The organism is Ureibacillus aquaedulcis (assembly GCF_030418165.1).
GTDB classification, from domain to species: domain Bacteria; phylum Bacillota; class Bacilli; order Bacillales_A; family Planococcaceae; genus Ureibacillus; species Ureibacillus aquaedulcis.
This window is the reverse complement of sequence record NZ_JAUHTQ010000002.1, coordinates 342,253-363,389: the sequence shown is the minus strand read 5'-3', so window position 1 is coordinate 363,389 and position 21,137 is coordinate 342,253. Positions and strand designations below refer to the sequence as shown.

Annotated in this window: 21 protein-coding genes and 2 other annotated features; of the genes, 19 read left to right on the top strand and 2 right to left on the bottom strand. The window is 37.2% G+C overall.

Annotated elements, in window-relative coordinates:
- Positions 1 to 143: 143 nt before the first annotated feature.
- The 7 genes from nikA (at position 144) to QYB95_RS04340 (ending at position 7,194) form a co-directional block, all read left to right on the top strand.
- Positions 144 to 1,742, top strand: coding sequence for a nickel ABC transporter substrate-binding protein (nikA, locus tag QYB95_RS04370; protein ID WP_301136931.1), 1,599 nt, complete (start codon positions 144 to 146; stop codon positions 1,740 to 1,742).
- A complete protein-coding gene (gene nikB, locus QYB95_RS04365) occupies positions 1,743 to 2,690 on the top strand; it encodes a nickel ABC transporter permease (protein WP_301136930.1) in 948 nt (315 codons plus the stop codon).
- A complete protein-coding gene (gene nikC, locus QYB95_RS04360; RefSeq protein WP_301136928.1) occupies positions 2,687 to 3,535 on the top strand; it encodes a nickel transporter permease in 849 nt (282 codons plus the stop codon). The genes nikB and nikC overlap by 4 nt, the downstream gene beginning before the upstream one ends.
- A complete protein-coding gene (locus tag QYB95_RS04355; protein ID WP_301136927.1) occupies positions 3,532 to 4,332 on the top strand; it encodes an ABC transporter ATP-binding protein in 801 nt (266 codons plus the stop codon). Before nikC ends, QYB95_RS04355 begins: the two co-directional genes overlap by 4 nt.
- Complete coding sequence (locus QYB95_RS04350; protein WP_301136926.1) at positions 4,329 to 5,090, top strand: ABC transporter ATP-binding protein; 762 nt, start codon at positions 4,329 to 4,331, stop codon at positions 5,088 to 5,090. Before QYB95_RS04355 ends, QYB95_RS04350 begins: the two co-directional genes overlap by 4 nt.
- Positions 5,091 to 5,229: 139 nt before the next feature.
- The gene (locus QYB95_RS04345; protein ID WP_301136924.1) at positions 5,230 to 6,567 is read left to right on the top strand and encodes an MATE family efflux transporter; all 1,338 of its coding nucleotides are present in this window, start codon (positions 5,230 to 5,232) and stop codon (positions 6,565 to 6,567) included.
- Between the two features lie 129 nt (positions 6,568 to 6,696).
- Complete coding sequence (locus tag QYB95_RS04340; protein WP_301136922.1) at positions 6,697 to 7,194, top strand: SRPBCC domain-containing protein; 498 nt, start codon at positions 6,697 to 6,699, stop codon at positions 7,192 to 7,194.
- 124 nt (positions 7,195 to 7,318) lie between these two features.
- On the opposite strand, the gene QYB95_RS04335 is transcribed toward QYB95_RS04340, so the two are convergent.
- Positions 7,319 to 8,080, bottom strand: a complete 762-nt coding sequence (locus QYB95_RS04335; protein ID WP_301136920.1) for an MBL fold metallo-hydrolase — start codon at positions 8,078 to 8,080, stop codon at positions 7,319 to 7,321.
- 131 nt (positions 8,081 to 8,211) lie between these two features.
- Here QYB95_RS04335 and QYB95_RS04330 point away from each other — a divergent pair, with 131 nt between their 5' ends.
- The 11 genes from QYB95_RS04330 (at position 8,212) to QYB95_RS04280 (ending at position 18,041) form a co-directional block, all read left to right on the top strand.
- Positions 8,212 to 8,625 (top strand): Lrp/AsnC family transcriptional regulator, encoded by a 414-nt coding sequence (locus QYB95_RS04330; protein ID WP_301136919.1) that lies wholly within the window; start codon positions 8,212 to 8,214, stop codon positions 8,623 to 8,625.
- 183 nt (positions 8,626 to 8,808) lie between these two features.
- Positions 8,809 to 9,153: a metal-sensitive transcriptional regulator gene (locus tag QYB95_RS04325; RefSeq protein ID WP_301136918.1), complete on the top strand. Its 345-nt coding sequence runs from the start codon at positions 8,809 to 8,811 to the stop codon at positions 9,151 to 9,153.
- Between the two features lie 12 nt (positions 9,154 to 9,165).
- The gene (gene copZ / locus QYB95_RS04320) at positions 9,166 to 9,372 is read left to right on the top strand and encodes a copper chaperone CopZ (RefSeq protein WP_301136917.1); all 207 of its coding nucleotides are present in this window, start codon (positions 9,166 to 9,168) and stop codon (positions 9,370 to 9,372) included.
- 387 nt (positions 9,373 to 9,759) lie between these two features.
- Positions 9,760 to 10,012 (top strand) — a binding site (T-box leader).
- 90 nt (positions 10,013 to 10,102) lie between these two features.
- Positions 10,103 to 11,317, top strand: a complete 1,215-nt coding sequence (gene tyrS, locus QYB95_RS04315) for a tyrosine--tRNA ligase (protein ID WP_301136916.1) — start codon at positions 10,103 to 10,105, stop codon at positions 11,315 to 11,317.
- 183 nt (positions 11,318 to 11,500) lie between these two features.
- Positions 11,501 to 11,751 (top strand) — a binding site (T-box leader).
- 79 nt (positions 11,752 to 11,830) lie between these two features.
- Positions 11,831 to 13,186 carry an amino acid permease gene (locus QYB95_RS04310; protein WP_301136915.1) on the top strand — a complete coding sequence of 452 codons (1,356 nt, stop codon included), beginning with the start codon at positions 11,831 to 11,833 and terminating at the stop codon, positions 13,184 to 13,186.
- Between the two features lie 126 nt (positions 13,187 to 13,312).
- The gene (locus QYB95_RS04305) at positions 13,313 to 13,909 is read left to right on the top strand and encodes a class I SAM-dependent methyltransferase (protein ID WP_301136913.1); all 597 of its coding nucleotides are present in this window, start codon (positions 13,313 to 13,315) and stop codon (positions 13,907 to 13,909) included.
- Positions 13,910 to 13,988: 79 nt separating this feature from the next.
- Positions 13,989 to 14,204 carry a hypothetical protein gene (locus tag QYB95_RS04300; protein WP_301136912.1) on the top strand — a complete coding sequence of 72 codons (216 nt, stop codon included), beginning with the start codon at positions 13,989 to 13,991 and terminating at the stop codon, positions 14,202 to 14,204.
- Positions 14,205 to 14,326: 122 nt separating this feature from the next.
- Positions 14,327 to 15,277: a nucleoside hydrolase gene (locus tag QYB95_RS04295; RefSeq protein ID WP_301136911.1), complete on the top strand. Its 951-nt coding sequence runs from the start codon at positions 14,327 to 14,329 to the stop codon at positions 15,275 to 15,277.
- A 199-nt stretch (positions 15,278 to 15,476) separates the two neighbouring features.
- On the top strand, positions 15,477 to 15,875 hold the full coding sequence (locus QYB95_RS04290; protein WP_301136910.1) for a cytidine deaminase: 399 nt from the start codon (positions 15,477 to 15,479) through the stop codon (positions 15,873 to 15,875).
- A gap of 245 nt (positions 15,876 to 16,120) precedes the next feature.
- Entirely contained in the window at positions 16,121 to 16,573 is a 453-nt protein-coding gene (locus QYB95_RS04285) for a carbon monoxide dehydrogenase (protein ID WP_301136908.1), read from the top strand.
- A gap of 223 nt (positions 16,574 to 16,796) precedes the next feature.
- Entirely contained in the window at positions 16,797 to 18,041 is a 1,245-nt protein-coding gene (locus QYB95_RS04280; RefSeq protein ID WP_301136907.1) for an MFS transporter, read from the top strand.
- A 244-nt stretch (positions 18,042 to 18,285) separates the two neighbouring features.
- Here QYB95_RS04280 and QYB95_RS04275 read toward each other — a convergent pair whose 3' ends face one another.
- Positions 18,286 to 19,626, bottom strand: a complete 1,341-nt coding sequence (locus tag QYB95_RS04275) for an arsenic transporter (protein ID WP_301136906.1) — start codon at positions 19,624 to 19,626, stop codon at positions 18,286 to 18,288.
- Positions 19,627 to 20,465: 839 nt separating this feature from the next.
- Here QYB95_RS04275 and QYB95_RS04270 point away from each other — a divergent pair.
- Positions 20,466 to 21,080: a hypothetical protein gene (locus QYB95_RS04270; protein ID WP_301136905.1), complete on the top strand. Its 615-nt coding sequence runs from the start codon at positions 20,466 to 20,468 to the stop codon at positions 21,078 to 21,080.
- Positions 21,081 to 21,137: the final 57 nt, after the last annotated feature.

Sequence of the window (21,137 nt, the reverse complement as noted above, 5' to 3'; positions counted from 1 at the left end):
TACTGTAAAGAAGTACATTTAAAGTTCCGCTGCTTTTAGTTTTGGAGAGGAAAAATTCTCCTTGATAAATCGTAATCATTACTATATAATTCAAAGCGTAATGATTACGGTTTAAAAAACAAAAAAGGTAAGAGGAGGTTTCTATGAAATCTATTAAAGGAAAGAGTGGGTATCAACTCACTATTTTTAAGGGTTCCCATAAATTTTTGGGAAGTAAGTTGCTTCAAGTAGGTAGCTTGTTTTTATGTATTTTCTTGTTAAGTGCTTGTAACCGATCAACGGAAGGTTCCGTTGAAGAAAGTTCTCAGGAAAGGCATATCAATTTTCTCTATAATTTTGCCACTAATTCATTAGATCCCCATGTTGATTCAAGTTATGTTCCACTAAGAGCTGGAATAACGGAAACATTAGTAAGATTGGATGAAGAAAATTTAACTGTTGCCCCTTGGCTCGCCGAAAGTTGGGAAGGGGAGGATGGTCAACATTGGACGATTCAACTACGTAAAGATGTTACATTCCAAAACGGTAAAGAAATGGATGCAGAAGCAGTGAAAGCTTCCCTTGAACGGGCACTGCAGGAGAGTGTTGCCATTCAAAATGCGCTCAAAATTGAAAAAATCGAAGCGGATGGGTATACATTACATATTTCGACGAAGGAACCTTTCCCGGAATTTATTTCTGAGCTAGTTAACCCCAATGTATCAATTATTGATGTAACAGAACAGGATATTGTCAATAATCCAGTTGGTACAGGACCCTTTGTATTGAAGTCATTTTCACCAGGAAGCAAACTTGAGCTTGATCGTTATGATGATTACTGGGATGGTGCTTCCAATTTAGATTCAGTCACATTTTCTTTTAATGAAGATGCTAATGCCCGTTCACTTGCTCTGAAGTCGGGGCAAGTAGATATTGTCTACCGTCCTGAGGTAGAGAGCCTGGAATCCCTGGAAACAATGGATGACCTGAAAGTTGAATCTACTGCGACTTTCCGTGTTCATCAGATGACGATGAATATGGAGCGAAAAAGCCTGCAGGACATTAATGTTCGTCGTGCAATTGATGCATTGATTGATCGCCAGAAAATTGTTGATAATATCCTTTTAGGTTATGGTGAGGCAGCCGTCAGCCCATTTTTACCATCCCTGCCGTTTGCCCCATCTTATGAGGAGAGCGAAACGGGAGCACATATAGCGGAAAAGTACTTGGAAGAAGCGGGCTATTCTCTGGAAAATGGAAAAATGCAAAAAAATGGAGAACAGCTTAAATTTACTCTTTTAACTTATAGTGCGAGAGCGGATTTGCCATTAATCGCTCAAGTTTTTCAATCTGATGCGAAACAAATTGGAATTGATGTAGAACTTCGCCAAATTGATATTCCCGAAGAATATATGGCGTCCAACCGAGATTGGGATTTGGCGACCTATAGTAATTTAACAGCCCCACGGGGGGATGCGGGCTATTATTTAAATGCTACCTATCATCCAACTGGTGCCCTCAACTTTAGTGGTGCTCATGAGCCTGAACTCACTGCCATCATCGATAAGCTCAACCAAACCGTTGGACAGGAAGAACGAGCAGTACTTGCAGAGCAGGCAGCAGATTATGTACATGAAAATGTCATTAATTCTTTTGTCCTGCATCCTTCTACGATTGTTGCCTATAACGAAAACAGAGTTGAGAATTGGGTGACTGCAAAGAGTGAATATTACATGATTACTAATCTATTGGATGTGAAGTAGATGCTCCGAATTGTTGCTCGAAAATTTTCTGAAATCCTTATTTTTATGTTATTTATTACCTTTATCAGCTTTTTGGTTGTTCGTCTTGCACCAGGTGATCCTGTTTTGACAATTTTGAATGTCGATGAACTATCTGTTAATCAAGAGCAAGTGGAGGAACTGAGAGAAGAAATGGGATTCAACGAACCATTGCTCGTCCAGTACGGGCTTTGGTTGCTGAAATTTGTTCAACTTGATTTCGGTGTATCTTATGTCACGGGCCAGCCTGTAATGGATATGATACTAACGGGGCTGCCGGCGACAATGGAATTGGCTTTTGGTGCATTGACTGTGATGCTGGTTATATCGATACCACTAGGATCGCTATCGGCCTTATACCGTAATAGCTGGATTGATCAATTTGGCAGGACCCTATCAGTTCTTGGTGCTGCTATCCCAAGTTTTTGGCTTGGCCTTATTTTAATCGAACTATTTGGTGTCCGTGTAAACTGGCTGCCGACCATGGGGAGAGATGGATTCACCTCCTTAATACTGCCGTCATTAACACTTGGTCTGGCTATTTCTAGTGTATATGTTCGTTTGCTTCGATCCAGTCTTCTGGACTCGCTCAGTCAGGAATTTATCCGTGCAGCAAGAGCACGAGGGATATCGGAGAAGCGTATTTTTTTGATGCATGCTTTTCGGCATAGCCTTCCTCCGGTGATCACCGTTTTTGGGGTGAGTTTAGGCAGCCTGATTGGCGGGGTTGTAGTAATTGAAGTATTGTTTGCATATCCAGGATTAGGAAAACTCGTTGTTGAAGCTATACGACAACGTGATTATCCAGTTATACAAGGATATATTTTAATCATGGCAATTGTTGTTTTTGTCGTAAATACATTTGTGGATCTTTCTTATAGATCTTTAAATCCCGAAATGAAACTTAAAGAGAGGGGGACAAATCGATGAGTGGATTATCTTTGCGTCTGCCAAAATCGAAGAAGTCTAGATTGCCAAGATTAGTGACTTTACTAGGCCTACTTTTTATCATATTAGTAGTCATATATACATTTGTTTATTTGCAGCATGATCCAAATTTAACAAACCTGGATGATCGACTTCTGGGAACGAGCATCCAGCACCCATTAGGTACGGATCAGCTTGGCAGGGATGTTTTAACCAGACTGTTGCTAGGTGCACAGCAGACGATAGGTTTTAGTTTACTGGCACTTATTTCTGCACTTATAATCGGAGTCCCCTTTGGTCTCATTGCGGGATACAAACGTGGTGTGGTTGATCGTTTATTTATGCGTATTGGGGATGGATTTTTAGCCTTTCCCGACACTATAGTAGCTATTGTTCTAAGTGGTTTACTCGGACCGGGGATTGGTAATTTAGTACTCGCCATTATCTTGGTTAAATGGGTGAACTATGCGCGTCTTGTTCGCAGTACGGTTTTATCTGAATCTCAAAAAGAATATGTGTTAGTTGCACGTACTAATGGACTTTCTTCAGCAAAGATTATACGAAAGCATCTATTTCCTCATATCGTTGGCCATGTACTCGTCCTTGCAAGTCTGGATCTCGGCAAAATTATTCTCCTCATCTCGGCTTTTTCGTACATAGGTCTTGGTGTACAGCCCCCAACACCTGAATGGGGAGCGATGTTAAATGAATCCCGACCGTATTTCCAATCGAGACCTGAACTAATGATATTCCCAGGATTGGCTATTGTGGTGGTTGTGTTATTAACAAATATGGCAGGCGATTATCTACGCGATCATTTTGATGTAAAAAAAGAGGTGCAGCAGTGATTTTATCAATTGAACAGGTATCAATTAGCAGCAGCAAAAAGAAAATAGTAGATAATGTATCGCTTTCTGTAGGAGAAGGCGAATGGTTTGCACTAGTGGGCCAAAGCGGAAGCGGTAAAAGCTTGCTTTCACAGGCAATAGGTCAAATGCTTCCTGCAAATCTGAAGGTGGAAGGAAAAATTTATTTTAAAGGATTGGAGTTGCTTTCATTAACAAAAAAACAATTCCAATCAATTCGAGGGAAAAAAGTGGCATATATTTTTCAAGATTATCAAGGCTCTTTTACCCCATTTAGGACGATTGGTCAGCACTTTGATGAGTATCATAGGACTCATGGTGAACTGGATGCAAAAAGCAGAAGACTAGAGTCAATCCATGCACTGGAATCTGTCGGTTTAGATGAGAATTTGTACGATAAATATCCATTTCAGTTAAGTGGGGGACAACTTCAGCGAGCATCTATTGCGATAGCACTTATGCTATCTCCGGATTTACTGATTGCAGATGAAATAACAACCGCCCTTGATAGTGTTTCCGGACACCGGATTTTGGAGCTGCTCGCAAAGAAACAAAGAGAAACAGGGTGTGCCATTTTATTCATAACGCATGATTGGCGTCATGTGAGGCGTTATGCAAGTCGTTTAGCTGTCATGAGGGAAGGGGAGATTGTTGAGTCCGGGGGGAAACACCGAATACTCGATCATCCGAAACATGAATATACAAAACGATTAATCGAAGCTGCACCAATATTAGATCAAGGTCTGCCATCGGGTTTGGAGGAGGTGGAAGAAAGATGAGTCTACTCACTATTAAAGAGTTAACCAAATTTTATCAAGCTGATAAAGTAGCAGTCGATCATGTCTCATTTGACCTAAAAAAGGGTGAGTGTCTTGGGCTGGTTGGGGAGAGCGGCTGTGGCAAAAGTACGTTAGCTCGCTGTTTGTTGCGGATTGAACCGATTGATAGTGGTTCAATTTATTTCGGGAATCAAGCAATTGAACACCTTAATGAACGAAATTTACATCTTTTCCGTAAAAAGATGCAAATTGTGTTTCAAAATCCTTCCGCCGCTTTAAACCCCAAGTTGAAAGTAAAAGAGTCACTTATTGACCCTTATAATCAATATAAAAAGGAACTTGACCTTAGTTATTTTTCCTACACATCCAAGGATGCTTTTGTAAAACAATTATTGGAAGCTGTTGGGTTGCCATCTCATCTAGCAGATCAATATCCCCATGAATTAAGTGGTGGGCAAAGGCAACTGGTTACAATTGCTCGTGCAATAAGCATTGAACCTGAGCTGATTGTTTTAGATGAGCCAACCGCAAGCCTGGATGTTATCTCACAGAAGGCAGTGCTTACTTTATTAACTGAGCTCAGGAAAACTTTAAATCTTTCATACTTGTTTATTTCTCATGACCTTGCTGCTGTGAGCCAAATGTGTCAACGTATACTTGTAATGAAAGAAGGCCGATTAGTTGATGAATTTGAAACCAACCATTTATTCGATAACGAACGTCACCAATATACAAAAGAACTTATTTCCATCTTCTAGGTTGACAATATAATTATTCGAAAAACGCACTAGGCGTAAAGTGGGAGAATCAAGATTAACTTCCATTAATCTACTGATGAATTAAGTTAATTATAGATTAAGAGGGGAAATTACAGAAAAAAGTTATGGAGGTGTTCCGGTGAATCACCGAACCTATCTTGCCCTAGCAATCCCACTTGCAATCTCGATGATAACCACACCTTTATTGGGAGTAGTAGACATGGCAGTAGTGGGCCAGTTGCCCAATCCTGCTTATATTGGTGGTGTGGCTGTCGGTACTGTCATTTTTAATACACTCTACTGGTTGTTTGGCTTTTTAAGAGTTAGTACATCCGGGTTTGCAGCACAGGCGGAAGGAGCAAATGACGAGAAGGAGCAGTTATTGGCACTTATTAGGCCTTTATTTATTGCTTTGCTTGTAGGTATGATCTTTCTTATTCTTCAGTGGCCAATTCTAAATGTGACTCTTGCTTTTATGAGTCCTGCTTCCGATGTTTATGAGTTCGCATCAGAGTATTATTCCATCAGGATTTGGGGAGCTCCATTTGCATTGGCAAATTATGTCGTGATGGGCTGGTTGGTTGGAAGAGCTCGTATAAAATTAACATTGACCCTTCAAATCCTTATGAATCTTATTAACATTATACTTGCTATTGTTTTTGTGAAGGTCTTTTCATGGGGAGTATCCGGAGTAGCTGCTGCCACACTTATAGCTGAAATAGCCACTGTACTATTAAGTGGGATCATAATAATTAAATTGCTTCCTCAATCATTCCGTTTCCCTTCCAGAGGAGAAATTCTAAATCCGGAACCCTTTAAAAAGATGGTGGCAATGAATCGAGACTTAATGATAAGAACGTTCTGTTTACTAGTTGTTTTTAATTTATTTACAGCAAAGGGCGCCGCTTATGGAACGGAAGTATTGGCTGCGAATGCTGTACTGATTCAAATCCATTACATGATGGCTTACGCTTTTGATGGGTTCGCGAATGCATCCAGTATTTATGTTGGTAAAGCAATAGGTTCACAGGATAGAGACTTGTATAAAAGAACGGTATCATTAACTTTCCAGTGGGCGATTATTTCTGCCCTTCTAATAACAGCTTTATTCTACTTATGTAAAGGGTTGATTATACCGCTATTTACACAGACCCAGAGTGTCATTGAATTGATTGGAACCTATGAACTATGGATTCTCCTATTTCCCTTATCGGCGAGCTTGGGCCTGGTTCTTTATGGTGTGTTTGTTGGTGCTACCGAGGCAAAACCAATCAGGAACTCAATGGTATATGCATTAGGTGTTTTTCTATCCGTGTTATATATATCCGTTCCATCCCTTCAAAACCATGGGCTATGGTTGGCCTTCATAGTATTTAGTTTGGGTCGCTCCATTTTCTTGGTTATATATATTCCATCATTAAATCGTAAACTTTTTCCGGTGATGCCGGTTGATGGAAAAACTACAAAATTTAGTTGAGTTTACTAATTTAGTAAACAATGTGAAGGAAATGGGAGTGTTTTCGAGAATATAGTAAGAGATTAGCCATTAACCTTCTATTGAACGCACAAAAGCTATCAAAATAAAAGAGCATATGGAGGATACAAAATGATCACTGCTATGGACGGAAACACAATCGTATTGGAACGTGAATTTAATGCAACGAAAGAACTTCTATTCAAAGCTTTTTCAGAAGAAGAGCATTTGAAAAAATGGTGGGGCCCTCGCGGGTGGATGTTGACATATTGTCATATTGATTTTCGGGTTGATGGCATCTGGCATTATTGCATGAAGTGTATCGACGAGAATCAAGGTGACTTTTATGGATTTGAATCATGGGGTAAGGGAGTCTACCAAGAAATTGTGCAGGATGAAAAAATAGTTTATATTGATTACTTTTCAGATGCCGAGGGTAATGAAGTAGAAGGTATGCCTTCAACAGAAAGCACTTTATTATTTGAAGAAGTTGAAGGAAAAACAAAACTGATAAATCGTGCGGTATATCCTTCCGAAGAAGCTCTAAGAAGCGTTTTGGATATGGGCATGGAGCAAGGTATCAGGGAGACCTGGGACCGATTGGAAGAGCATGTTTCCTCGATTAAGTAAGATATAAGGCAACCCGCTAAAATGGGTTGCCTTTTTAGGTTTATGCAGATAGATAAACATAGAAAAGAGACCCGTCGAGGATCTCTTTTTAATAATTAAGGATATTTAGAAATTACCCGTGGATTTAAAATTCGTAAAATTCACCATCATCCGGAACCAATACACTAGATGTCATTCCTTTTTCGTTGATGAAGCTTTTTAATTCTTCTCTGGATAATCCCCAGTGATTTACTGCTTCCATGTGGACTGCAATAATTTTCGAGTTTGGTGCAGCATTATAAACTTCAAATACATCCTCTTTCCCCATAACTAGAGAACCGCCTTCATTGAATTGGTTATCGCCTGCATTCACTACAATAATTTCTGGTTTTGATGTGTTGATTACTTCGTGAACGGCATCATACCAAATTGTATCTCCAGCGATATATAATGTTTTTTCGTCTGGATGTTTAAAGACAACACCGCATACTAAACCAGCAAGTTTCAAGATTTCGCCTCTTCCATGCTCGCCTTTTGTTTTCATTAATTGGATGCCTTCAAAGACAGTATCTTCTGTTAAAACCTCTACATTTTGGAAGCCAGCATTTCGAATCTCAGTTGCATCGTCTTCATTTTGAGCAAATAATTTAATCTCTTTTGGCAATGCCTCTTTAGCTGCATCATCCCAGTGGTCTAAATGTAGGTGAGTGACGATGACTGCATCGATATTTTGAATAATATTGTCAATGGATGATGGCAAACCTACCAACGGATTTTTTTGGTCTTGTCTCGGTGAATTTGGGAAAGGTGGGTAAGTACCTTTTTCCGCCAACATCGGATCTACTAAAAACCTTTTGCCTGCATACTCAACGACCAATGTTGCATTGCGAATTTGTTGTATATTCATGTCAATTAACTCCTTTTATTTTTAGATTTGCTGTGAACAATGTATATTGTATACTATGGCAAATTTAATAATACATGGATAAAATAAAGTGTTTTGCTTCTTTGACTTTATTAATGAAAGGAGTTAAATAAATGTTGGATCAAACAGATATGCAGATTTTGGAACAACTTTCTAGGAACAGTCGTATTACGATGAAAGAATTGGGAGAAATAGTCCATTTAACTGGGCCAGCCACATCAGCCAGAGTGGCAAAACTAGAGGATATGGGTATTATTGAGGGCTACACGATTCAAGTTAATCAAGCAAAATTAGGATATCTTGTACATGCAATAATACATATTTATACGAGAAGTACGAACCATCAACCTTATCTATCATTCTTGAAGGGATATGAACAAAACGTCGTGAATAATTTTAAAGTCAGCGGGGATAGTTGCTACCTTTTAGAATGCAGGTTTCAATCCAACGATAGGTTGGATGAATTTTTGACAGGATTAAGCAATAATTATGTTGGTTATCAATTATCGATTGTTATTAATAAATGAGATATATTAAAGAAATCTGATGAGGTAATGAACTACCTGGTAGGTTCACGAAAGAGACAGCTCGAATGAAGAATCCTATTTAAAGAAAGGCAATTTTTATCACTTTACATAGGGTGTGGGGGTATGCTAAAGTTTAGATATAGGGTGCAGCGTAATCACAAAGTGGATAAAGGAGAAATTGAAATGGAACTCCAACTAAATAAAGATTTGCAAATGGATATTGATTCATGCTGTTCAAGTTCCAATGAGCGGAAAAGTCATCATACGGATGCCACTAAGAAAAATCTCGTAACAAGGCTGAATCGTATTGAAGGTCAAATCCGCGGCATAAAAGGTCTGATCGAAAAAGACACTTACTGTGACGATGTGATTACACAGATATCTGCAGCCCAGTCCGCATTAAATGGTGTAGCTAAAATGCTTCTTGAAAATCATTTGAAAGAATGCGTTGTGGACCGAATCAATGAAGGTGATTTAGAAGTTCTGGATGAAGTCATTGTAACGATTCAAAAATTAATGAAAAAATAGGGGGAAATTAGGATGGAAAATGTAACTTTAAATGTAAACGGCATGTCTTGTGGGCATTGTGTAAAGTCAGTTGAAGGCAGCGTAGGCGAATTAGCAGGCGTAGAACAAGTAAAAGTTAATCTGGAGGAAGGTCAAGTAACTGTATCATTCGATAATGAAAAAGTTACACTAGACCAGATTAAAGAAACAATTGATGATCAAGGCTACGAAGTTGAATAAAATAGGTAACCTTAGTGGAAGAGTGCTGAAAGGACACTCTTTTTTTGTATTGTAACGCTAAATGTCTCGGGTTTTTGTGAGAATCTCGCCACTTCGAAAAATTACACGTTATTCTTATTAATTTTCAATCACTCATAATCTATTTATATTATCATTTTCTCGATACATTCACCTAAAACAAATAGCTTTTACTTCAAGCAGCTTCGTTTACGGGACTATGCGAGGATCTCGCCACTTTTACCGATAATGCCTACCACTTCCAGAATAACTCCAGCCACTATCACAAATAATTTTTTTAATATTGACAAAATGAAATAAAAAGTTAAAATGAATAACAATTAATATCTGCATAACGAAGATTTGTTTTAGACATTTCGGAGTATAAGAACAAAGGCTATGATAAGAAAGAGTAGCAATCATGTAAACAGACAGAAAGTTACCGGCTGATGAGAGGTGCATGTTGAACGATTGTGAATACATCTTGGAGCTGTGTACCGAAAAGAAGTACTTAGTAGGCTACACCGGTGAGGCACCCGTAACCATGTGCTAAAAGTATTGTCCATTGACTGTACTTTCAAAGGTAAGTAATGTGAATTACTTATAAATTAAAGGTGGTAACACGAGATGAATCGTCCTTTTGGTTAATCCAAAAGGGCGTTTTTTTTATCTTTAATTCTTTGTTCTTATAGAACTTGCAATATTAGAAATAATATTCCAAGGAGATGTTAGTATGTTTGTAAAACCTGAAGAACAATTAAAAATCATAATGAAGGGTGCTCAGCAAATTGTTGGGCAAGAAGAGTTGCTTGCAAAACTAGAGAAATCCTACAATTCACAAAAGCCGCTAATCATTAAATTAGGGCTTGATCCCTCTGCTCCCGATATTCACTTAGGTCATGCCGTCGTATTAAGAAAAATTAAACAGATGCAAGATCTAGGGCATCAAGTGGTGATTATCATTGGTGATTTCACGGGACGAATTGGTGATCCTACAGGAAAAGCAAAAGGACGTGTAGCTTTAAGTGATGAACAGGTTAAAGCGAATGCGGAGACATACTGTAAACAAATCTTCAAAGTGCTGGATGCTGAAAAAACAATTGTACGTTTTAACAGTGAGTGGCTGTCAAAATTAACATTTGAAGAAGTGATAAAACTAGCAGCCACTACTTCTGTTGCCAGAATAATGGAACGGGATGACTTTCAAAATCGTTATAAAAATCAAGTTCCAATCGGAATTCATGAGTTTTTCTACCCACTGATGCAGGCTTACGACTCAGTAGAGATTTCTGCAGATATCGAATTAGGGGGGACCGATCAAACCTTTAATATTCTGATGGGGCGCACCCTTCAAAAACACTGGGACCTAGAGAAACAAGTGGCAATTTTTATGCCATTGCTTGAAGGGCTTGATGGTGAAGAGAAGATGAGCAAAAGTCTCGGAAATTACATTGGAGTCGATGAACCTTCACAAATCATGTTCAAGAAGGTGATGGAAGTGCCGGATAAATTTATCATCAAATACTTTGAATTAGCAACGGACGAACATCCGGATGATATAGACAACATTCGGTACGAACTAGAACAAGGGATAAACCCAAGAGATATAAAATTAAAACTGGCAAAAATTATCACTAGTTTATACTGGGGAGAAGAAGAAACAAAAAGAGCGATGGCATATTTCAAAACAGCTTTCAGCAACAAAGGAATACCTGATGAAATCCCGGAGCTATTAATTGAAATCGGAGCAGAAACAATTTTAGATATCATTCCTCAGCTTGTAGAAAGAAAACTTGTAAAAAGCAAAAGTGAATTTTTACGCCTAATTAAGCAAAATGGCATACAACTCAATAAAGAGAGATTAAGTGAACATGATTTGGATCGAGTGTTAATGTCCGGCGAAGTGCTGCAAATCGGTAAAAAAAAATTTATACGTTTAATTAAATAATAGATATTATATTTAAAAGCTTAATACCTAAAAATGAATTAGTTAACTCGAAGTTCATTCAAAAATCTTCCGAAAGTGTTGAAGATTCAAAATAAGATTGACAAACTTAAATAAAACGCTAGAATTGTAAATAATTAATATTTGCATAACAATGATTTGTTCAAGACATTTCGAATAATAAGAATAAAAGCTATGATAAGAAATAGTAGCAATCACTAAACAAACAGAAAGTTACCGGTCGATGAGAGGTGCGTGTTGAACGATTGCGAATTCATCTTGGAGCTGTGTACCGAATGGGATTCCTTAGTAGGCTACACCGGTAAAGCACCCGTCATCATGTGCTGAAGTATCGTCATTTGGCTGTACTTACTAAGTTAAGCAATGTAAGTTGCTTATGAATTTAAGGTGGTAACACGAGTTGAATCGTCCTTTTGGTTAATCCAGAAGGGCGTTTTTTTTATCTTTTTTCTTATAGACTTGCAATATTAAAATAGATTTGAAGGGGTTAATTGAATGATTACAGAAGATAACAGCAAGAAACTACAGCGGGGTTTGGACAATCGGCATATCCAGTTAATTGCGCTTGGCGGTTCGATTGGAGTCGGGTTGTTTTATGGCTCCAGTGCAACCATCCAAATGGCTGGCCCATCTATTTTATTGTCGTATTTAGTTGGGGGATTGGTAATATTCACGATTATGAGGGCGTTGGGTGAAATGGCGGTAGAAGAACCTGTATCGGGGTCATTTAGTACATATGCAAACCGATATTTAGGCCCATTTGCGGGATACTTAACCGGGTGGACCTACTGGTTTATGTGGATTGTGGTCGGAATGGCGGAAATAACGGTAGTTGGCGTCTATGTGAATTACTGGTTCCCGGAAATCCCGCAGTGGTTGACAGCACTTGTGGTCCTGATCCTTATAACATTGATCAATCTTGCGAATGTCAAAGCTTTCGGAGAGTTTGAATTCTGGTTTGCGATGATAAAAATAGTGGCCATTATCGGAATGATTTTGCTTGGATTAGGAATCATCTTCCTTGGACTAGGAAATGACGGCCAGGCAATCGGTTTGGATAATTTGTGGGCTCACGGTGGCTTCATGCCAAATGGAATAGAAGGTATATTATTGTCATTGGTTCTTGTCATGTTTTCATTTGGGGGAGTAGAATTAGTCGGAATTACAGCCGGTGAGGCGAAAAATCCGGAAAAATCGATTCCTTCTGCCATCAATAATGTAGTATGGAGAATCTTGATTTTTTATATTGGTGCATTAGGAATTATGATGATTCTTTACCCTTGGGATGAAGTCGGGATGAATGGCAGCCCGTTTGTATTAATCTTTGATAATGTCGGTATTCCCGGTGCTGCCCATATCATTAACTTTGTTGTCATCACTGCAGCCTTGTCTGCATTCAATAGTGGCTTGTTCAGTTCGGGTAGGATGCTATACAATTTATCACATCAAAATAACGGTCCAAAATACTTCGGAAATCTTCATAAAAATGGCAGTCCAAGACGGGGTATCTTGTTTTCATCATTCATTTTGCTAGTGGCAGTTGTTCTGAATTATATTGTTCCTGAAAAAGTATTTTTGTATATTTCTGCCGTTGCAACGGTTGCAGTTATTACCAGCTGGACGATTATCCTGCTTACTCAATCGAAATTCAGAAAATCAAAAACGAATAAGGAAATTGAGAAGTTGAAATTTAAAGTCCCTTTATATCCCATTACAACTTATTTAGCATTGATCTTTTTGGCATTTGTCATTGTCATGATGGCATTTATAGACGATATGCGAATCGCATTAATTGTTGCACCTATTTGGTTTATTATTCTTTACATTGGATATAAACTTAAGACTAAATAAAATTCTACAAGGCATCAATCCTGAAGTAGTTCTCATACTAATGGTGAAAAAGCTCTTTTACGAATATAAGTTTTAATCTCAACTATCGACCAAGATGAACCCGAATAATCATAAGGTGGAAAGAATATGGAAAAAAGTGTTTTTGAAGAAATGGCAAAAAGATATGATACTGAAGAAAGAATTGAATTAGCTAAAGTTATAGTGAAGGAAGTAAGACAAGAACTACGAAATAGTAAAGCATGCTCTTTATTGGATTATGGAAGTGGGACCGGTTTGGTTAGCTTGCAATTAACCGATTTAGTAGATTCTGTCTTGTTGGTTGATTCCTCCAAACAGATGCTGGAGGTGGCTGAGGCTAAAATAGCTCATGAAGGTATTACGAACACTAAAGTACTTTTTGCAGATTTTACTAGGGACACTCCTAAACTGAAGGCGGACATAGTTTTAATGTCACTTGTCATGCTTCATGTTCCAGATACCAATAAAATATTACTGGAATTATCCAATATATTAGATGTTGGTGGCAAGTTAATCATCATTGATTTTGACAAAAACGATAAAATAAGTCACCCGAAAGTTCACAATGGCTTTTCTCATGATGAACTAGAAGAAAGATTATCTGAAGCCGGCTTTAAATCCATAGAAATAAAAACTTTCCATCACGGTAGAAGTATCTTTATGAATCAAGATGCCTCAATGTTTATGGCCACTAGTATCAAGTGAATACTTGGCCAAAAAATGTTATTCAATTTCACTATATTATTACCTCTTTTGGGCATATTACATTTTAGAGGTGATGATAGTGAGTAAACAAAAAGGAAACGACAAACAAAGAATCAATGTAGAATTAGGTGGAATGGAGCTTTTTGGGACAACTTCCAATGCAGAAGTAGGAGGTTATAAGGCTTCCGGTGATATCGAAAATGCCGGGAGACTAGATAAAGGCTTCCAAAAGGTTGAAGATGCCGACCTTAAGGCAAAAGCTTCGCTTAAAGAAGGAGACCAAGAGGGATACTAGCTCTAAAGTGCTGTAGCAAAATCAGTAAATCGAATAATCACGGGCATTGATCCAAGACGGATTAATGCCTTTTTAATGTTGTTTCTATCCTTTTGGCATGACCGCTCAATAATGGAATATATATGGGGAGAGGAGGGCTATCTATCGCGAAAAAAATACTTTTATTCTGTGACCCGGGAATTGATGATTCCTTGGCCATCATGTATTGCATACTAGAACCAGAAATTGAACTGGTTGGTATCGTAACAAGCTATGGGAATGTAACAAAAGACCAAGCAACAGCTAATGCTGCATACCTGTTGCAATTAGCGGGAAGAAGCGATATTCCTATTATCCCTGGAACTTCTATGCCGGTACAAGAGGAAGATACGACATTTTATCCTGAAATTCATGGACGAAATGGTATTGGACCCATTCAACCACCTAGCCGATTTCAATATCAGATTTATCCTTTTGACAGCATCCGCGTGATAATAGAAAAGCATAAGAATGAGCTTATTATAGTAGATACCGGCCGTTCCACTTCTCTGGCTACAGCATTCACACTATTTGCCGAGCAAATGAAGATGGTCCATTCTTTTTATGTTATGGGTGGTGCTTTTTTCGTTCCGGGAAATGTAACTGCACTTGCGGAAGCCAATTTCTATGGTGATCCGAGTTCTTCCAATTTCGTTTTAAAGTATGCACATAATCTGGTCATCACACCATTAAACGTTACCCAATCTGCTGTTCTTACACAAGAAATAGTAAATGATATTACTAAAAACAAGCAAAATGCTTATGCTTTCATGATGGATCCTATTTTCAAATATTATTATGAGTTCTACAAAAAATCTGTTCCTGGTATACCTGGAGCTCCAATTCATGATCTTTTGACTGTTATGATAGTTATCAATCCTGCGATCGTTGACTACATACACTATGATGCAAAAGTTATAGAGGATTCGGAAGCAAAGGGAATGTCTTATATTGACTATCGACCAACCAGTAAAAAGGGAAGAACGAGAATAGCCGTCAACTTGCATTATGAAGCTTTTTTAGAAGAATTTCGGAAAGTGATGGTCCCGAAATAAAAACCCCTACAATATCGGGTTCAAATCGGAGTCACTCATATTTCGAAAAAGAAGGCAAAGAGTTAACGAAAGAATGATTACTTGTTTTCGAATATTGACAAACATTTCAAAAAATAATATTATGAAAATCCTGCCAATCGGTTGGTTGGTGTAAAGGGAACTGTGAAAAGTTCATTCATATTTGAAAGGGATGGATATTATGAATAAAGAGCAATTGGTTGAAAGTGCACGGAAGATGAAGCAAAATGCTTATGTACCTTATTCAAAATTCCCCGTGGGAGTAGCCTTGCTATTAAAAGATGGTACTGTGACGAATGGTGTAAATGTAGAAAATGTGTCGTTGGGGGCAACGAATTGTGCTGAAAGAACCGCTATATTTACTGCTGTTGCAAATGGCTATAAAAAAGGTGATTTTCAGGCGATTGCTGTAGCGGGGGATACAGTAGATTTTCTTCCACCTTGCAGCATTTGCCGACAAGTTTTGGCTGAGTTTTGTTTACCCGAGATGCCAGTTTATTTAACAAATGAGAAAAAAGAAATCCTGGAATTATCACTAAAGGAATTACTTCCATATGCTTTTACAGATCTAGATATGTAACGAAGCTTATATAAAAAAATATCGGGGGACAAGTTTTGGTACAACGAATATCAACACTAGTCCTCTTTTTTGTATAGGCTAATAGTTATAATGACTTGCAATTAAAAACAATAAGGATGATTTTTACTGTTTTGGATAGACTAAACCTTAAAAGCAATTAGGGTGTGAATTCTTTGGCCATATATCGTAATTCGATATTCTTTATAGTAATTTTTTTATTTCTAGATATTAGTGGAGGCTCGGTTTTGGCAATTCCCCGACTTACGGATTCGTATTTTGAAGACCATTCAAGAAGAGTAGGCTATAAAACGGTAAATGAGGCGATCAAGGAATTTGAAAAGGATTGCAACTTTGAGGTGAAATTACCCACATTGATGCCAAAGATACCATTTACACATGAATTTGGCTCGCTTAATAATGAAAATGGTATAAAGAATAATATCCTAGAAATACTTTATGTAAATAGAAAACTTAAAGGCAATCAATTTAAAATTGAAATAAGAAAAGAAGAAACCCATTTTGATGGTGAAATTTATAGATTGCACGATGGGAAGAATGGAATCTATTTTGAGGATCATCTATTTACTTATTTGGTTTTTGAACAAAATAACTTACAGTACCAAATAGGACTTGATAAAAAAGTCGCTAACCAGGACACAGTAAAAGTTTTGATAGAGGTAGCCGATTCAATTAAGTAGTAATGAGAATTGAGTTGCAAAAATTAGGCATTAATCCCAAATAAGAGGATTGATGCTTTTTGTTTGGGGTTTAGCAGGGAATAAGCTGATTTAAAATTATTTTCATAAACGATAACAACTTTATCAAAGCATTTTATATTTGTTTGAGGCAAGAAAGCATGAAAGGGTTCCGACTTTTAAGTCCTGACATATATATATAGAAAAGTTAACAGGAGAGGGATCATTGGAAAAACAAAATAGTGCATTCCGCTGGGTAATCTTTGCTTCTGTCATATTTGCCTATTTAATAATGGCCAGTCAAAGAACAGCACCAGGTCTGATTACAGACCAAATTATGGGTGATTTTAATGTAACGGCTACAACGATTGGGTTGCTGGCAAGTATACAATTTTTCGTCTATACAAGTTTGCAGATTCCTATGGGGATTCTCGTTGATCGCTATGGCCCCAATCTTTTTCTTATTACCGGTGCACTTCTTACAGGTGTTGGTACAGTTGCTTATAGTCTAAGCACTCATGAGGTTGTCCTATTCCTGGCGAGAGTTTTGACGGGTATAGGAGATGCAACCATATGGGTCAGTTTAGTATTGATTTTAAGTCAATGGTTTAATGCTAAGGAGTTTGCTCAATTAATCGGTGTAGCAGGAATGACTGGCAGCCTTGGTTTTCTATTAGCAACAGTCCCACTCTCGGCATTCATAGATTCTGTGGGTTGGAGGAATTCCTTTTTTTCAGCAGGTGTTCTATTATGCTTAATTGGAATTCTTCTTTATTTTGTCCTCGTAAAAAAGCCAAACCAAACATTTATAAAAAAACGTGAAAAACAGAGTGAAAGAACACTGGACTTGTTGCGCAGAATTTTTTCAAGCAGGCAAGCTTGGGCTTTATTCATGTGTCACTTTGGGGTTGTCGGGGGATATATAGGATTTATCGGTTCATGGGCAGTACCCTATGGGATGGATCTATATGGAATGTCACGCTTTGAAGCAAGCCAGCTCATTATGATAAGTCTTGTTGGTGCGCTCATTGGTGCCCCTCTAATTGGCTGGGTGTCAAGTAGATTGAATAAAATTAAACAGCCATATGTAGTATTCCATATCATTATTTTATTTTGCTGGTCTATTTTTCTCTTATATAAAGGTCAACCACCATATGCATTACTCATCATGCTTTTCTTTATCATCGGCTTTGGATTTGGCTCGAATTCATTAACTTTCTCTGCAGTTCGACTGTCCTTTCCCATCAAGGAGTCTGGACTAGTCTCGGGTTTTGCAAATACTGGGGGCTTCTTAAGTGCTGTGTTGTTGCCAAGCATTTTTGGGAAAATACTAGATATATTTCAAATCTCTTCAGGGAATATAGGGGACGGCTACTTCTATGGTTTTATAACACCCATACTGTTCTCCATGATAGGTTTAATTGGTGTACTTCTGCTTAAAGAAAACTGGAAGAAAGCAGATTCTTATTAAAGATAACATTTTTTATAATTTGTACACCGTTTGTTGTTTTTTAAAGCGAATCCTAAACATATTACAAAGAAATTAAAGGATTGATTTCGGTATACTACCAAATTCAATCCTCTATTGAAGCTATCTTTTTATTTAACTTTCTGAAGCTATTACTCTACACCTTGTTTTTTTGCTCCTCGAATCCCACTCTTATTCAAATAAATTATCTCTCAAAATCTAAAAAATAACTTATTGTATTTTCGATTTAAAACAGCCAGGTAACCCAAAAGTATAAAACTACCAATGTAAATATTAATGTCGGAGGTATAACTACTATCGTTACTTTAATATACTCCCACCAGGTAATTCGAACTTTACCATCCCTGATAATATGCATCCAAAGTAACGTAGCTAGAGTACCTATCGGTAAAATTAAAGAGCCGATATCACTGCCAATTACGTTTGCCAGATAAGCGACTTTTAGAGATAGTGCATCAAGTGGCATGTTGGTTAAAGTCATGGTTCCTACCATAAGGGCTGGATGGTTGTTGAAAATATTCGATAAAACAGTTAGTAATAGTCCCATCAATACACTGGTGTTTAGAAGGTTCCCTGTAACCATAGGACTCATAAATCCAATTAGCCATTCTGTTAATCCGATGTTATTTAAACCGTAAATTATGACATACATGCTAAAAGCGAAAACGATAATATACCATGGTGTTTTCTTTAGCATATCGATAGGTGAAATTTTAAGGTAAATCCACCTCCAAGACAACAGTACAAGGGATCCTAGTACAGCCATTGTGGAAATTGGAATATCCAGATAAGAAGCTAGAAAAAGACTTAAACGTACTATTAATACGAATATTAGTATATTACGCATGAATTTGGAGCGATTCTTTTCTGTGAATTGAGACAAATTTTGCTTTAGTGGATGATAGGAAGGTAATGATAAACCCTTTACATTAGTTGGAATGGTGTTGGGCAAGACTTTTTTAAATCGTAGGAACAGTAGAAAAACTAATAATAATAAACCTAGCGTTGCTGGAACAAACATCATTGCAGTATGGGCGTATAAGCTCATATCTACTATTTTGAGGGCAATTAGATTTACTATATTGCTAACGCCTATTGGGGCACTGGAAGCTGTTGCAATTAAACCACCCGAAAGTAGATATGGTATTTTTTGATGGTTTTTTAGCCCCATATTATTTAATAGCATTATTAGGATCGGAGTAGTGATTAAAATACTGCCATCATTGTTGAAGAATAGTGTCATGAGAAAACTTAATAAATTTACATACCAAAATAGTCGTATACCAGATCCTTTAGCTTTTTCTGCAAGTTTCTCTGCCACCCATGAAAAAAAGCCAAAGCTTTCTAAGACAATTGCCATAACGATTGTTGCCATAATTGTAATTGCTGCGTCAGTTATTGTATCTGTTATAATGACGAGATCACTTAGGGAGACACTGCCGGTGAGTACTACAATGACTGCACCTATAGTAGCGGGTATTGCTTCGTTTATTCCCCTTGGTCTCCAAAGGATAAATAATAGAGTTAATAAAAAGGTGGCAATGGTTATCAAAACCATTGAGTGCATATAATTCTCCCTTTCTTTTTGGCTTGTTTTCGATAATCCCCGAGGCTCACAAAATAATTAGAAAAAATGTTCAATTATTTCCTCCCTCCTTAATTTTTTATTTCTCTATATTAATTATATGTTTCTAGTATTGAAATTTCGGTTCTTTTAACTAGTATTTAGAAGAATTTTGAGAGTATTTAAACAAAAAGACTTATAACTGACAAGTAAATTTACCTGCTGGTGTAAATGAACAAGATAAATAGCTATTCAAATCAAAGCCTATGGGAACAATATGTATTTTTTGGCTCGATGAAGATAGAAGTGATACGAATTTGAACTTCTAGAGTAAAGAAAGTTTTTTAGAATTTCATATGGTAATCAAGAGTGTTAGGCAAATTAAGACCGATAGAAGAACCATTTTCGATATATCACCATAAAATTTAATGTACGATATAAGCTTTATTGAATAGTGGTTGACTGTAAATTCCGTATTCGCAGCAGTTATGATTAGTCAAGGAAATAGAACATCAAATGCTACTCTAAGTTGATGAAAAGGGAACAATTGAGGATCTCGCCCGTGTAAGGTTAATTGGTATTTTCTGCAAAAGGCTGGCTGGTTAAATTGCAAATGATCAGGATTATAAGGGGAAATAGCGGATAGAAAAAATGCAAATTAAGTAAGTTGTGAAATAAAAATTTATCTTCATCCAGCTAAATAAAATTTTCTTTTCATAATTAGTTTATTGGCCCTTTTATCTAATAGACCCCAACATATTTTGTGGAAATAGGCGATTGACTAAAAAGTATTGTTCTAGAGACATATAGATAATTTGACTAAAAATTTAGGAGGCAAAACGATGAATAAAGGAAATGTTCTTCCGTTAGTTGGAAAAGTCATTCGTGTTGACAGAGGTGGACCAGAATCAAGCGTTGGTTTATTATTGCATGCTGGTGATGACTATATCGCCGTATTAGTTGAAGAACCAGTTTATCTGGTTAAGCAAGGTAACAATGGAGAGTATCTATCAGAAGAAGATTTTAAGAATGGTAATCAGAACAATGGGAGTCAAGTAGTCGGTTTTAAAGATTTTTCTGTTATTTATTACCAAACACAACACATAAAAAGCATTTCTCAAGATGCTAGAAAAAACTTATATGTATCTCTTACAGCTCCAGATAGCGAGAATTTTGAATTCATTCAGGATCCAATTTTTAGAGAAGTGTTAGACAACATGAGATATCAATGGGTAAAAATTAACCGTGGCGGTCCTGAGAAAATCGAAGGTATTTTATTTGAAGCTAACAATGACTTTATTGTTGTAATTAAAAATGAAGAAATTGTTCGACTTTCTATGTTCCATGTACGTAGTCTAAGTTACTCGGTATTAAAAGTAGAAGATCCGACACTAACTGAAGCAGCGAATGCAAACAACAATTCGAATTCAAATAATAATTCCAATGAGCAGAAGTAAGAAAAGCAATAATTTATTAATTTAACCTTAAATACCGTTAAGGATAATAAGAAAGAA

Coding starts and splice junctions, on each gene's coding strand:
- nikA (WP_301136931.1), top strand. CDS start 144: ATGAAATCTATTAAAGGAAAGAGTGGGTATCAACTCACTATTTTTAAG.
- nikB (WP_301136930.1), top strand. CDS start 1,743: ATGCTCCGAATTGTTGCTCGAAAATTTTCTGAAATCCTTATTTTTATG.
- nikC (WP_301136928.1), top strand. CDS start 2,687: ATGAGTGGATTATCTTTGCGTCTGCCAAAATCGAAGAAGTCTAGATTG.
- QYB95_RS04350 (WP_301136926.1), top strand. CDS start 4,329: ATGAGTCTACTCACTATTAAAGAGTTAACCAAATTTTATCAAGCTGAT.
- QYB95_RS04340 (WP_301136922.1), top strand. CDS start 6,697: ATGATCACTGCTATGGACGGAAACACAATCGTATTGGAACGTGAATTT.
- QYB95_RS04335 (WP_301136920.1), bottom strand. CDS start 8,080: ATGAATATACAACAAATTCGCAATGCAACATTGGTCGTTGAGTATGCA.
- QYB95_RS04330 (WP_301136919.1), top strand. CDS start 8,212: ATGTTGGATCAAACAGATATGCAGATTTTGGAACAACTTTCTAGGAAC.
- QYB95_RS04325 (WP_301136918.1), top strand. CDS start 8,809: ATGGAACTCCAACTAAATAAAGATTTGCAAATGGATATTGATTCATGC.
- copZ (WP_301136917.1), top strand. CDS start 9,166: ATGGAAAATGTAACTTTAAATGTAAACGGCATGTCTTGTGGGCATTGT.
- tyrS (WP_301136916.1), top strand. CDS start 10,103: ATGTTTGTAAAACCTGAAGAACAATTAAAAATCATAATGAAGGGTGCT.
- QYB95_RS04310 (WP_301136915.1), top strand. CDS start 11,831: ATGATTACAGAAGATAACAGCAAGAAACTACAGCGGGGTTTGGACAAT.
- QYB95_RS04305 (WP_301136913.1), top strand. CDS start 13,313: ATGGAAAAAAGTGTTTTTGAAGAAATGGCAAAAAGATATGATACTGAA.
- QYB95_RS04295 (WP_301136911.1), top strand. CDS start 14,327: ATGGGGAGAGGAGGGCTATCTATCGCGAAAAAAATACTTTTATTCTGT.
- QYB95_RS04290 (WP_301136910.1), top strand. CDS start 15,477: ATGAATAAAGAGCAATTGGTTGAAAGTGCACGGAAGATGAAGCAAAAT.
- QYB95_RS04275 (WP_301136906.1), bottom strand. CDS start 19,626: ATGCACTCAATGGTTTTGATAACCATTGCCACCTTTTTATTAACTCTA.
- QYB95_RS04270 (WP_301136905.1), top strand. CDS start 20,466: ATGAATAAAGGAAATGTTCTTCCGTTAGTTGGAAAAGTCATTCGTGTT.